This window comes from Aeromonas sp. s3 (assembly GCF_040907805.1).
GTDB classification, from domain to species: domain Bacteria; phylum Pseudomonadota; class Gammaproteobacteria; order Enterobacterales; family Aeromonadaceae; genus Aeromonas; species Aeromonas dhakensis.
Genome location: NZ_JBFOCQ010000028.1, coordinates 52,375 through 65,315, shown reverse-complemented (window position 1 = coordinate 65,315; position 12,941 = coordinate 52,375). Strand labels below are relative to the sequence as shown.

The 12,941-nt window shown below is 63.8% G+C and carries 13 protein-coding genes; 9 read left to right on the top strand and 4 right to left on the bottom strand.

Translation table 11 applies throughout. The features are described from left to right. Window positions 1–102 precede the first annotated feature (102 nt). On the top strand, window positions 103–1,011 hold the full coding sequence (locus AB5Y98_RS15375; RefSeq protein WP_005299110.1) for a hydrogen peroxide-inducible genes activator: 909 nt from the start codon (window positions 103–105) through the stop codon (window positions 1,009–1,011). A gap of 67 nt (window positions 1,012–1,078) precedes the next feature. Here AB5Y98_RS15375 and ahh1 read toward each other — a convergent pair whose 3' ends face one another. Next, complete coding sequence (gene ahh1 / locus AB5Y98_RS15370; RefSeq protein ID WP_368232218.1) at window positions 1,079–2,944, bottom strand: hemolysin Ahh1; 1,866 nt, start codon at window positions 2,942–2,944, stop codon at window positions 1,079–1,081. A gap of 852 nt (window positions 2,945–3,796) precedes the next feature. On the opposite strand from ahh1, the gene AB5Y98_RS15365 reads away from it, so the two are divergent. After that, window positions 3,797–4,246, top strand: a complete 450-nt coding sequence (locus AB5Y98_RS15365) for a C40 family peptidase (RefSeq protein WP_005299102.1) — start codon at window positions 3,797–3,799, stop codon at window positions 4,244–4,246. Window positions 4,247–4,306: 60 nt separating this feature from the next. Here the strand turns inward: AB5Y98_RS15365 and AB5Y98_RS15360 are convergent, their stop codons facing one another. Then, on the bottom strand, window positions 4,307–4,600 hold the full coding sequence (locus AB5Y98_RS15360) for a hypothetical protein (RefSeq protein ID WP_005299095.1): 294 nt from the start codon (window positions 4,598–4,600) through the stop codon (window positions 4,307–4,309). 211 nt (window positions 4,601–4,811) lie between these two features. On the opposite strand from AB5Y98_RS15360, the gene AB5Y98_RS15355 reads away from it, so the two are divergent. The 4 genes from AB5Y98_RS15355 to AB5Y98_RS15340 are packed head-to-tail and all read left to right on the top strand — an operon-like array spanning window position 4,812 to window position 8,552. Further along, entirely contained in the window at window positions 4,812–6,242 is a 1,431-nt protein-coding gene (locus tag AB5Y98_RS15355) for a coniferyl aldehyde dehydrogenase (protein WP_368232217.1), read from the top strand. A 10-nt stretch (window positions 6,243–6,252) separates the two neighbouring features. Further along, window positions 6,253–6,855: a TetR/AcrR family transcriptional regulator gene (locus AB5Y98_RS15350; RefSeq protein ID WP_226009621.1), complete on the top strand. Its 603-nt coding sequence runs from the start codon at window positions 6,253–6,255 to the stop codon at window positions 6,853–6,855. Next, complete coding sequence (locus AB5Y98_RS15345) at window positions 6,836–7,351, top strand: SCP2 sterol-binding domain-containing protein (RefSeq protein ID WP_017766102.1); 516 nt, start codon at window positions 6,836–6,838, stop codon at window positions 7,349–7,351. Before AB5Y98_RS15350 ends, AB5Y98_RS15345 begins: the two co-directional genes overlap by 20 nt. 16 nt (window positions 7,352–7,367) lie before the next feature. Then, a complete protein-coding gene (locus AB5Y98_RS15340) occupies window positions 7,368–8,552 on the top strand; it encodes an iron-containing alcohol dehydrogenase (protein WP_368232216.1) in 1,185 nt (394 codons plus the stop codon). A gap of 34 nt (window positions 8,553–8,586) precedes the next feature. On the opposite strand, the gene AB5Y98_RS15335 is transcribed toward AB5Y98_RS15340, so the two are convergent. Beyond that, window positions 8,587–8,868 carry a hypothetical protein gene (locus AB5Y98_RS15335; RefSeq protein ID WP_368232215.1) on the bottom strand — a complete coding sequence of 94 codons (282 nt, stop codon included), beginning with the start codon at window positions 8,866–8,868 and terminating at the stop codon, window positions 8,587–8,589. A gap of 165 nt (window positions 8,869–9,033) precedes the next feature. After that, window positions 9,034–9,939, bottom strand: a complete 906-nt coding sequence (gene cysM / locus AB5Y98_RS15330) for a cysteine synthase CysM (protein WP_368232214.1) — start codon at window positions 9,937–9,939, stop codon at window positions 9,034–9,036. Between the two features lie 134 nt (window positions 9,940–10,073). Between cysM and AB5Y98_RS15325 the strand changes: the two genes are divergently transcribed. The 3 genes from AB5Y98_RS15325 (at window position 10,074) to AB5Y98_RS15315 (ending at window position 12,835) form a co-directional block, all read left to right on the top strand. After that, the gene (locus AB5Y98_RS15325; protein ID WP_005299077.1) at window positions 10,074–10,331 is read left to right on the top strand and encodes a GNAT family N-acetyltransferase; all 258 of its coding nucleotides are present in this window, start codon (window positions 10,074–10,076) and stop codon (window positions 10,329–10,331) included. Continuing rightward, window positions 10,321–10,941 carry a nucleotidyltransferase family protein gene (locus AB5Y98_RS15320; protein ID WP_368232213.1) on the top strand — a complete coding sequence of 207 codons (621 nt, stop codon included), beginning with the start codon at window positions 10,321–10,323 and terminating at the stop codon, window positions 10,939–10,941. The genes AB5Y98_RS15325 and AB5Y98_RS15320 overlap by 11 nt, the downstream gene beginning before the upstream one ends. 70 nt (window positions 10,942–11,011) lie before the next feature. Then, window positions 11,012–12,835, top strand: a complete 1,824-nt coding sequence (locus tag AB5Y98_RS15315) for a SulP family inorganic anion transporter (RefSeq protein ID WP_042050719.1) — start codon at window positions 11,012–11,014, stop codon at window positions 12,833–12,835. The last annotated feature ends 106 nt before the right edge of the window (window positions 12,836–12,941 follow it).

Sequence of the window (12,941 nt, the reverse complement as noted above, 5' to 3'; positions counted from 1 at the left end):
GGCTACCTAGAGCCAAGTCCGTCTAATTAAAGCGACAAACTATAACCCCGATGGTAGATTAGTTAAATCAAATTAAATAGATAGCATTAATCGGGTTTTCCTATGCAACGTTGGCCCAGCCTGAAACAGCTGCAATATCTGGTCGCTCTCGACGAGCACAAGAACTTCAACCGCGCCGCCAAGGCCTGTCATGTCAGCCAGTCGACCCTGAGTACCGGGATCCAGACCCTGGAGGACATGATGAACCTGCAACTGGTGGAGCGGGACCACAAGAGCTTCATTATGACCCCGGTCGGCATGGAAATCGTCGAGCGGGCTCGCAATTTGCTCTCCGATGCGCGGGATCTGATGGAACTCGGCCAGCATCAGGGGGGCGTCATGCACGGCACGGTGCGCCTCGGCTGCATTCCCACCATAGCCCCCTTCCTGCTCAGCAAGCTGCTGCAAGAGTGCGGCAAAACCTATCCTGAGCTGGAATTGTTGCTGCGTGAAGACACCACCACCAACCTGCTCAAGCAGCTGGAGCAGGGCCAGCTCGACCTGCTGATCCTGGCGCTGCCGGTGGAGATCGGCGGTTTTCACTGCAAGACGGTCGGCCAGGACCCCTTCCACATGGTGATGCCCGCCAGCATGGCGGCCAGCCTGCACACCCCGTTCGACTACAAGGAGCTGCCCAACCAGAGCATCTTCCTGCTGGAGCGGGAACACTGCCTCACCGAACACGCGGTGAGCGCCTGCCGGCTGCGGGACAAGAGCAAGATCAACCCGTTTGCCGCCACCAGCCTGCACACCCTGGTGCAGATGGTCGGCGCCGGGCTCGGCACCACCTTCCTGCCGCAGATGGCCATCGATGCCGGCATCCTCGACAACACGGATCTGGTGGCCATTCCGCTGCCGGGGGAGCACCCCTACCGCGAGATCGGGCTGGTGTGGCGCCCCAGCACCACCCGGGTGCAGACCTTCTACAAGCTGGCGGAGCTGCTCGCCCCGCTCATCGACAACAAGGGCTGAAGCTCACTCCCATAAACAACGCCGGCACGTGCCGGCGTTGTTGTCATGGGCGTAAGGCCCTGCTCTGTCAGTGACTAGCCGGTGGCCCGAAGATGCGGGTGTAGGAGGTCAGGGTCCGTACGCTCACATTCTGCGGATTGCCGTTCTCGTCGTAGAGCCCCAGCGCTCCGCTCTGCTTGTCGTGACCCAGCAGCTGATGGGCACTCAGGTTGCTGAGCGCATCGCTGTCCGCTTTCCACTCCCAGCGCTGACCCAGGCTCAGGCTGCAGCTCTGCAGCTGGCCGAGGTTGTTGCCGTCCAGGCAGCGGCGGGTATCCTGCGCGCTGACGTAACGGCCGTACTGGTCATAGATGAAGGACTGGGCGGCCGAGGTCTCGTCACAGGTCACCGCGCTCAGACCGTGGTTCGCATCCGCGCTCAGGCAGCGGTTGTCAAAGCCCCCCAGCTGCAGGTTGACCGGGCGACCGCCGGTAAACACCGGGTGATTCCAGTCCACCTTGAAGCTGGTGGAGGCCGTCACCCGTCTGCGCTTGTCGGTATCTTCGAAGCCCTGGAAGGAGACATGGGCCCCCACCACGTAGTAGTGCTTGTAGATGCCGGTGTAGATGGGGCGGATGTTGACCGAGGAGTCGATCTTGAACTCGGTGCTGCCCGTCTCGTCCGGCGCTGCCTTGTAGATGACGTCCAGATTCGGCACGAAGCCCTTGTAGCTGAGCGGCTGGATACGGTTGTGATCCACATCGTAGCCCATGCCCCAGACGGTGGCCGTCTTGGAGGAGAGCAGGGACTCCGCGGTCGCGTATTGATCGCGCACCCAGCTGAAACTCACCTTCTGGGCGTTCGGCGCCGAGCGTTCAACCCGGTAATCCTGGGTGTTGTAGGCGAGCTGGCGCTGCTGGCTGAACTTGGCCGAGGCCTCCAGCTTGGCCTTGGGCCCATCCTTGTTCACCTCGACCCCGCCGGTGACCCCCACCTCGAAGCCCGAGATCTCGCGATGCTCGTACTTGCTGTTGAGGTTGGTCGGCAGGCTCTTGAGCACCGCCGCCTTGGTGTTGGACGCCTCTATGCTGAAGCGATAATCCTGAGCGATGGCATCGGTGGCATAGTCGCGAGCCCAGCCGTCCAGCAGCAGGTAGTCCGCGATATTCTCGCTCCAGCTGAGATCCTCGTTGAGCTGGATGCCGGCACCGGCCGACTCTTCGTCCAGCGAGATCCGCACTATCTTGGCATCCGGCGTGGCGGAGCCGGTGTTGCCAAATTGCAGGGAGCGCTCCAGGTTGACCCGGTAGACCAGCGAGATGTTCGGCGAATCGCAGAACAGCCGATCACCCCGGCTCCAGGTGCGCGAACGCGGGAAGGTGCACTCGGCATCGCTGATCTTGCGGTTGACGTTGAGGTAGAAGGCCACGTGGGGCAGACCGGCCTCGGCGGCAGGCGGCTGGGTCAGCGAGCGCTTGTGGCGCTTGCCCTGCCCTTCCAGGCTGTCGACCCGCTCCATCACCTGATAGAAGGCCGGGTCATCGACGCCCCCCAGCGGGGTGAACAGCAACTCCCCCTTGTAGCCGGACACCAGTACCCAGTCGGCATCAAAAGAGATGCCAGCCAGCTGCTCCATGGCCTTTCTGGCCTGCTGCCGCTCGGCCTTGTCGGTGACGGCGCTGAAATCGATGAACAGGCGCTCGCCCCGTTCCAGCACCCGCTCGCGCAGCTGCTCCCGGGTCATCAGCGACGTCGCCCCCTGCCCCTTCAGCCAGACGTCGGCATTGAGGTAAATCAGCCCCTGTTCGGATTGCAGACTGGCCAGCATGGCGGTGCCCTGGTCGGTGCGCTCGCCAATATCTTCGGCCTGCACGCTGCCTGCCAACAAGGCCAGCGCGAGCAGACTGAGAGCGGGAGCTTGCGTGATGAATTTGCGTGGTTTTTTGTTTTTCATTGTTATCTCCTTGTCGAATCACGCCAAGCTATTTAAACAGCGAACAAATATGGCATAACCATATTATTCACGGTTATATTTCGGGGCGTTATTCTGCTTGTCTGTCATGACATTCATTATTTTCGCCGTGAATTAACAGCGGGTGGCGAAGGTATTTATGGTTGACAGAACAAGGATCGCGAGGCGATCTAAGGTGGACGATTCGGCATGCGCCGATGCTATTACACGGGAGTCGCGACCTAATGGCGATCTTCCCTCAAGGCCGCCTGACTGCGCCTTGAACCTCGCATGGTACCCATTGGCTTTAACGTCGCGCTCATCGGCCTGAACGATGGCACAACAGCCAGATGCCGCAGGCATCCTGGTGCGAGGGAACACTCACTGCTATGGACCGGATATCATGGGGCGGCCCTCCTCTGTCTGGTGATATTGTCAGCCAACGCCAGTCATTGACTGAATATTATTATGTGAACCAGTTGCGGGAATATACCCAGAGATATCTTGTTTTTTGCCGTCATATTGGCGGTGAAAATGGCGGGGTCCCTTGCCATTTATTTCATGGCGTCATCATAACGAATTAGCCCTGAGACAGAACGTGACACAGATCACGGGGTGACGTCAACAAGGTTAATTATCATTTCATTGTCAGGCTGATTGGAATAACTACTTTAATATTGAAATACTCATTCAAGATAATCAGGAAATATTATTCAAATGAATACAAACAATATTATAACCCTCTCCATTCGCGCCTCTTTTGAGGTAGCAACAGGTGGTTTCTTGCAGGCAAGGCTATGTTCGAGCCCCAAACCCCGTTTATGATGGAGAGGTTGTCGTCTCGAAGGAGCCCCCATGGATTGCAAGTTGCTGCTGCCCCTGCTGGCCCTGTTGCTGGCTGCCTGTTCCAGCACGCCCGAGCCTGCCCCACCGCGCCAGCAGAGCAGCGCCTTTGAAGGCTTTTATCAGCAGTGGCGCGGCGTCCCCTATCGCATGGGCGGCTCGGATCGGGCCGGTCTCGACTGCTCCGCCTTCACCCAGCTCGCCTACCAGCAGGTGATGGGTTTCAATCTGCCGAGGACCACCGAATCCCAGGCCAACCTGGGCCGGCCGGTCGATCGCTACCGGCTGCAACACGGCGACCTGGTCTTCTTCAAGACCGGCTGGCAGCAATACCACGTCGGTGTCTACACCGGCGGCGGGGAGTTCATCCACGCCTCCACCAGCAAGGGAGTGATCCGCTCGCGCCTCGACAACGTCTACTGGAACAGCCGCTACTGGCAGGCGCGCCGCCTGACCCAGTGACAGCAACAACAGAACAGGGCCCACGACGGGCCCTGTTCTGTTGTTGATTCAACGGATGGTTCAGTGCTTGCGATGCCAGCGCGGCGAGGTGGCCCGCTCCCCCCAGGGGGTGACACAAGGCAGCAGCGCCCCTTCTATCACCTTGTCGCTGCCGGCCAGGGCTTCCGCAATCTTCTCGTGCAGCACCCGCAGCAGGCGCCCCTCCTGTTCGGCCAGGGAGTGACCCGCGGCAAAAAATTCGCGCTGATGCTGCAGCGCCAGCTTCTGGGCAAACTCATAGGTGTTGAAGCAATCCGGCATCCGCTCGACCACATCCTCGAGGCGGGCCAACAAGCTGTTCAGTTCCCTGGTCATCGTGCTCTCTCCTTGTCGATTGATAGCCAAAACTACCTCTTATTGGATAATTCACCAACCCTGGATCCACGAAAATGTGGTAGCCAGCACAGTCGCCGGGTGAGTCACCCGTGCGCCATGCCCAACCAGCACACCGAACTTTACATTTGATTAACACGCAGCTAGATTTAGACCGACCAATCAGTCGGTCCATTTATCAGCGGGGTATGCCATGGAAGCGATGCAGTTGCAGGAGGCCGCCGACAAGTTGTCGCTCCCGGCCAGACTGGCCAAACTCAGAGACGCCTGTCAGCAAAATCCCATGCCGAGCCTGAGCGAGCGCAGAGCCCATCTCAGCCAGCTCAAGCGCGCCCTGATCGCCCACAAGCAACCGCTGTGCGACGCCCTGACCAAAGACTATGACCAGCGTAGCGACTACGACAGCATGATTGCCGACATCCTCCCCTGCGTCATGCAGATCAACTACACCCAGAAACGGATCAAGCGCTGGATGCGCCCGCACCGCCGCCACACCGGCCTGCTGCTGGCGCCGGCCCGGGTGGAGGTGTTCTATCAGCCGCTCGGGGTGGTCGGCATCATAGTGCCCTGGAACTTCCCGGTGATGCTGAGCCTCGGCCCCCTCATCAGCGCCATCGCCGCCGGCAACCGCGCCATGCTGAAGCTCTCCGAATTTACCCCCCACACCAACCGGGTGCTGCGCGAGCTGCTGGATGGCGTCTTCGATGAGCGCGAGGTAATGGTGATTGAAGGCGATGCCCAGGTGGCGGCTGCCTTCAGCGCCCTGCCCTTCGATCACCTGCTGTTTACCGGCTCCACCGCGGTGGGCCGGCTGGTGATGGCCGCGGCAGCCCCCCAGCTCACCCCGCTCACCCTGGAGCTAGGCGGCAAGAGCCCCTGCCTCATCGCCCCCGACATGCCGCTGGCGCTGGCGGTGGAGCGGATGATCTTCGGCAAGAGCCTCAACGCCGGCCAGATCTGCGTCGCCCCCGACTATGTGCTGCTGCCGCGCGGCCAGGAGCAGGCCTTTGTCGAAGCCTATCGCGATCACTTCGCCCGTCTCTATCCCCAGGGGCTGGCCAGCGCGGATTACGGCTCCATCATCAACGGCCGCCAGTATGAGCGGCTCACCGGCTGGCTGGCCGAAGCGGAGCGAGCTGGCGCCCAGATCCACCCCTGTGGCAGCCCGGCTCGCGACGATGGCGCCCACCGCCTGCTACCCCATCTGCTGACCGAGGTGCCGAACCACTGCCAGCTGATGCAGCAGGAGATCTTCGGCCCGCTGCTGCCGATCGTGCCCTATGACTCGCTGGACGAGGCGCTCGCCTACATAGCCGCGCGGCCGCGCCCGCTCGCCTTCTACTTGATGAGCCTGGATCCCGCTCTGCAGCAAAAGGTGATCCAGGAGACCCACTCCGGCGGCATGGCCATCAACGACAGCCTGTTCCAGGTGGCGGCCGACGACGTGCCCTTCGGCGGCATCGGCGCCTCCGGCATGGGCCACTACCACGGCCACGAGGGGTTTCTCACCTTCTCCAAGGCCAAGACCGTGCTGAGCCGGGGGCGCTTCAGCACCGGCACCATGGTGCACCCTCCCTATCGGCGCTGGCACCAGCGGCTGATGATGGCCCTGTTCTTACGTTGACGAGATGAATATGAATACGCCCGTGACCGACAAGCGTCGCCAGATCCTGGATGCCGCCCTTGCCCTGTGTGCCGAAGATGGTTTGCAGGGGGCCGCCACCGCCCGCATCGCCAAGGCGGCGGGAGTGGCCAATGGCACCCTGTTTCACCACTTTCCCAGCAAGGAGGTGCTGATCCAGAGCCTCTATCAGGACATCAAGCAGCGCCTCGGCGCCGCCATCACAGAGGCAGACGCCACCCTGCCCCTCAAGGAGCAGGCGCACCACTACTGGAGCCAGGCGATGACCTGGATGCAGGCCCACCCCCACGAGCTCAAGTTCGTGCTGGGTTTCTTCCACTCCCCCCTGCTGGCTCGCCCGCTGCGCAGCCAGATCTTGAGCGACACCCTGCGCTTTTTACCCCGCCTGCTGGCCCAGGGCCAGGCCAGCGGCGACTTGATGCAAGCCCCACCGGCCCTGATGCTGGAGGTGTGCCAGGGCCAGTTCCTGGCCTGCGCCTCCCTGTTTGTCGACCAACCTGAACTGGGACGGGACGCTCACTGGCAAGCCAGTGCCTTCGCCCTGTTCTGGTCCGCCATCTCGGGAGTTCACGCGTATGCACAACCGACACCTTGATACCCTGGCGGCGCTGGGCCGCCGGCTCTGGATAACCAGCCTGCTCTGGATCATCGGCCGCACCCTGTGCCGCGCCGCCCGGGTCGACGAGGCGGTGCGCCGGGAGCTGGCCCCCTTGCCGGACGGGCTCACCATCCGGCTGGAGGTGGGCGGCATGGCCCAGGGCTTAACCATCCACAAAGCGGACGGCCGCTGGCAGAGCGGCCCCGCCCCCGATGCCGGCGCTCTGCACCCGCTGCGGGTACGTTTCAAGCATCCCGCCATTGCCTTTCGCGCCCTCAGCTTTCGGCTCGGGGTCAATCAGGCGTTCAGCGAGAACCGCCTGCTGGTGGAGGGGGATCTCACCGTCGCCATGCACCTGGTGCGCGCGCTGGAGCAGTTGCAGGCGCTGATCCTGCCCGCCTTCATCGCCCGCCCCTTGCTGCGCCACTATCCGGACCCGAGCCACAAGCTGAGCCGGGCCTGCCACATCTACCTGGGTCTGTTGACCGGCTGAACGAGAGGATGAGCCTATGAGTCGCTATTACGATTTTTTCTGTCCGGTCAAACTGATCGCGGGTGAGCAGGCGCTGGAGCAACTGGCCGGCGAGCTGGTGGGATTGGGGGCGCGCCGGCCGCTACTGCTCACCGACAAGGGGGTCAGTGGCACCGGGCTGGCTACCTTGCTGGCCGGGGTGCTGGCCGAGGGAGAGCTGCCGGTGGCCGCCATCTGGGACGAGATCCCGGCCGACTCCTCCACCGCCGTGGTGGAGCGGATCGCGGCCCGTCACCGGGAGCTTGGCTGTGACAGCCTGGTGGCGCTGGGGGGCGGCTCCGTCATCGATACTGCCAAGGCGGTCAACATCCTAGCCTCCATGGGAGGGGAGCGGCTGCTCGATTACGCCGGCGCCGGCTGCCTGACCCGGCCGCTGCAGCCGCTGGCGGTGGTGCCCACCACGGCGGGCACCGGCTCGGAGGTGACCCTGGTAGCGGTGATCAAGGACGAGGCGAGCGGGCGCAAGGTGCCCTTTACCTCCCCCTTCCTGCTGCCCCAGCTGGCGGTGCTGGATCCGCGCCTCACCCAGGGGCTGCCGCTCAACATCACCGCCGCCACCGCCATGGATGCCATGACCCACGCCATCGAGGCCTTCATCGGCACGGCCAAGAACCCGGTCAGCGACGCCCTGGCCCTGATGGCGGTGGAGAAGATCGCCAACGCCCTGCCCCAGGTGCTGAGCAACCCGCAGGACAAGCAGCTGCGGCTGCAGCTAGCAGAGGGATCCACCCTGGCGGGCATGGCCTTCTCCAACTCCATGGTGGGACTGGTGCACGCCCTCGGTCACAGCCTGGGAGCCCGCTGCCACCTACCCCACGGCCTGTGCATGAACCTCTTCCTGCCCACCGTGCTCGACTACAACCGGCCGGGCATAGACCCCGAGCTGGCCCGCCTGCTGCTGCCGCTGGTAGGGGCCGAACGCTTTGCCGCGACCCCGGCCGCCGTGCGGCCCCAGGCCGCCATCGAGGCGTTGCAGGCGCTGCGCAATACCTTGTGGGAGACGGTGAAGCTGCCGCGCACCCTGCGGGAGGCGGGTCTCACCGACAAGGGCCTGCTGCCCGAGATCCGCGATCTCGCCATCAACGACGGCGCCCTGCTCTACAACCGCAAGGATGCCGACCGGGCTCAGCTGCTGGCCCTGCTGGAGCAGACCTGGGAGTGATCAGGCAGGCGGCCCCGTCTCGCGGGGCCGCCTGTTACCAGCGGATGGTGGCGCCGGCGCCGTAGTTGCCGCCATCTTCGGGCGCCTTCTCGCGCCAGATGGACTCCTTGTTGCGGCGCACTGCCTCTTCCCGCTCCTGCTTGCGCTCCCAGACGGGTTTCACCTCGTCCAGCGGCCGATCCTGTTTCTGCCCCTTGTGATCGGTCACCGAGCACTGCTTGTCGCCACACTGATAGGCATAGGGTTCGACGGTGCAGCCTGCCGTGGCCAGACAGAGGCCAAGCAGAGAAACACGAAGAGAGGAAGACAAGGTCATGGGACGCTCCTGTTTGCAGCGGTCAACAAAAGAGGCCGAGTGTCAAGCAGGAGGCAAATGGAATCAAGCCTGCCGGCAGGATTGATTGTTACAAGCGGTACACAGTGCAATGTATCAGCAAGCTGTTGATACATATCATGTTAATCAGCACGCCGACCTAGGCTCTCACCCCTGATCGTCGCTGAACACCCCGGTAGAGAGGTAGCGATCCCCCCGATCGCAGATGATGGCCACCACCACCCCCTGTCTGATCTCTGCCGCCACCCGCAGGGCGCCAGCCACGGCGCCGCCCGAGCTGACTCCACAGCAGATCCCCTCCTCCCGCGCCAGCCGGCGCATCATGGCGAGGGACTCGTCGAGCGTGACGTCCAGCACCCGGTCGACCCGGGCGGGCTCGAAAATGGCGGGCAGGTAGGCCGCCGGCCAGCGCCGGATGCCGGGGATCTGGCTCCCCTCGGCCGGTTGCAGGCCGATCACCTGCACCGCCGGGTTCTGCTCCTTGAGGTAGCGGGAGACCCCCATGATGGTGCCCGTGGTGCCCATGGCCGAGACGAAGTGAGTGACAGCCCCCTCGCTCTGGCGCCAGATCTCGGGGCCGGTGGAGAGGTAATGGGCATCCGGGTTGGCCGGGTTGTTGAACTGATCGAGCACCAGCCCCTCGCCCCGCGCCTGCATGGCCATGGCGAGGTCGCGCGCGGCCTCCATGCCCCCCTCCACCAGCACCAGCTCGGCGCCGTAGGCCTGCATGGCATCGCGCCGCTCCTGGCTCATGGTATTTGGCATGATGAGCCGCATCCGGTAGCCCCGCGCCGCCGCCACCATGGCCAGCGCGATGCCGGTGTTGCCGGAGGTGGCCTCGATCAGGCGGGCCCCAGGCGCTAAGTGACCGCTCGCCTCCGCACACTTGATGAGGTTCAGCGCCGGCCTGTCCTTGACCGAGCCGGCCGGGTTGTTGCCCTCCAGCTTGACCAGCAGGGTGACACCGGGGTAGGGATTGATGCGACGCAGCGTCAGCAGGGGGGTATTGCCGATCAACTCTTCCAGCGTGGCAAAAGCCATAATGGGATCCATCCTTCGTGAACTGTTCTATACCTTGGCTAGCGGGTATGTACCCGGCCGGGCTCGCAGTGTAAGCGACCCCGAACAGTTGGCAAAGGGGCGCCGACATGGTCAGATAACCCCATCCCCCGTACCGAGGAGCAAGCATGAGCGAGATCATTCATCAGGCCAACCAGCAGCAATTCATCTGTGTGGTGGATGGCAAGGAGTCCAGGCTGCGTTACCGGCGGCTCGATGCCAAGACCATCGACGCCTACAGCACCTTCGTCCCGCCCGAGCTCAGGGTACAGGGGATCGCCGATCAGCTGGCGCGCACCTTCTACGACTGGACCCAGGCGGAAGGGCTCACCATAGTACCGAGCTGCAGCTACATCGACGTCTGGTTGCGCCGCAATGCCGGCTGACCCCCAGACGCGTCACCACACGCAAGCGTTCAACCTTCGCCAGAGCGCCCGGGAAGCCGACCTGCAGGCGCAGACCGAAGCCCTGCTGCGGGCCGATGACCAGCGCATGGATTGCCTGCGGGCAGCCCGTGAACTGGCACTGCCCGACTGGGCGCTGGGGGCCGGTTTTATCCGCAACCTCATCTGGGATCATCTGCACCACAAGGTAGAGCCCACGGCCCTCAACGACATCGACCTTATCTATCTGGACAGTGCTGATCCGACTGGATTAAAGGAGGCCGATCACGAAGCCTGGCTTGCCGTCAGGATGCCGGGCCAGCAGTGGGAGGTGCGCAACCAGGCCCGCATGCATCTGCGCCAGCTGGTGCCCCCCTTCACCAGCTCGCTCTCGGCCCTCAGTCACTGGGTGGAGGTGCCCACCTGCATCGGGGTCCGGCTGCTGGCAGACGACTCATTCGAGTGGCTGGCCCCCTACGGCTTTGCCCCCAACTGGTCCCTGCAGGTGGATCCCAACCCGCGCTGCCGCCAGGAGAGCCGGGTCTTTACCGAGCGGGTCAAGGCCAAGGAGTGGCAACGGCTCTGGCCTGACCTGGTGGTGAACTGGCCATAACCTGATTGCAATGTTTCGATAACCTTGGGCACACTAAGGAAAAGCTGTTTGTAACTCAATGGGTTAAATAATGCGCGACTTCTTCTCACTCGAACGCTGGCTACCGGGCCTCGCCGCCCTGCTGCAATACCAGCGGGCCTGGCTGATGCCGGATATGCGCGCTGGATTGTCGGTGGCCGCCGTAGCCCTGCCCGTGGCCATCGCCTATGCGGAGCTGGCCGGAGTGGGGCCGCTGGTCGGCCTCTACTCCTGCATCCTGCCCATGCTGGTGTACGCCCTGTTCGGTACCTCCCGCCAGCTCATCGTCGGGCCGGACGCCGCCACCTGCGCGGTGATCGCCGCCGTGGTGACCCCGCTCGCCGCCGGGGATGCCACCCGCCACTGGCAGCTGGTGATGACCATGACAGCCATGACCGGCTTCTGGTGCCTCATCGCCAGCCGCTTCAAACTGGGGGTGCTGGCGGACTTTCTCTCTCGCCCGATCCTGATGGGGTTGCTCAACGGGGTGGCCATCACCATCATGGTGGGCCAGCTCTCCAAGATCTTCGGCTTCACCTTCAGCGAGCGCTACCTCATCGAGCGGATCGCCGGCGGTGCCAGCTACATCACCCAGACCCATCTGCCCACCCTGGCCATGAGCCTGACCGCCCTGCTCACCCTGCTGCTGGCCAAGCGCTTCAAGCCGACCTGGCCCTCCTCCATGGTGGCCATGGTGGTGACGGCAGGGCTGGTGTGGGCGCTCGATCTCGGCCAGTTCGGCATCGCTACCCTGGGCGCCATCGGCTCCGGCCTGCCCGCCTTCCAGATGCCGGAGTTCCCCCCCGGCCTGATGCGGGAACTGGTGCTGCCGGCGCTCAACCTCGCCATGGTGAGCTTCGTCTCCATGATGCTGACCGCCCGCAGCTTCGCCGCCAAGAACGGCTACGAAATCGATGCGGACAAGGAGTTTCGGGCGCTGGGCATGGCCAACCTGGCGGCGGCAGCCTCCCAGGGCTTTGCCATCAGCGGCGCGGATTCGCGCACCGCGGTCAACGACGCCAACGGCGGCAAGAGCCAGCTGGTCTCCATCATCGCTGCCGCCGTCATCGCCCTGGTCACCTTCTATCTGACGGCGCCGCTGCAATACATCCCCACCGCCGCCCTCGGCGTGGTGCTGGTGATGGCCTCCTTGTCCCTCACCGACTTTCGCGGCCTGTGGGCCCTGCGCAACTCCGACCGCTCCGCCTTCTGGCTGGCGCTCATCACCTTTGTCAGCGTGCTGGCCATGGGGGTCATTCCGGGCATCACCCTCGCGGTGCTGCTGGGGCTGTTCCAGTTCCTGCGCAACGTGATGCGCCCCACCGACCAGCTGCTCGGCATGGACGACGAGGGGGTGGTGCGCACCCTGGGGGACAACGAGCAGGCCAAAGCCATTCCCGGCATCCTGGTCTATCGCTTCAACTCGCCGCTCACCTACTTCAACGCCCCCTACTTCAAGCGGCGGGTGCTGGCGCTGCTGGTGCAGGATCCCCACAGCCCCAAATGCCTGGTGGTGGACGCGGTGGCCTGCTTCACCCACCAGGACATCAGCGTGATGAGCATGCTGGGGGAGCTGCACCGCGACTTGAAACGGCGCGGCATCCACATGGTGATGGCCGGCCGCCACGGCCAGATGAGCCTGTGGCTCAAGCAGGCCGGGATCCGGGTCGGCGACGAGGGGATCATCCTCTGCCCCGACATGTATCAGGCGCTGCGCATGACCCGCTGCTACCGCGAGCCGGTGTTCAAGGACGACGAGGTGGTGGAGAGCACCACCGAGGCCATCCTGTCGCGCTGGCCCCAGGATGAGGCCCTGCCCGATTCGGCGCGCCTCACCCTGCCCAGCGAACAGGAGGCGGGCGCCACCCCTGCCTGACCAAGCTCGGCCCTGCCCCTGCGGCAGGGCCCGCTCTCTCTCCCCCTGCTTGGCCACCGCCACGATTGCGCCTCGCACCCGCTTGGTGTTAAATGCCCGTCCAGAT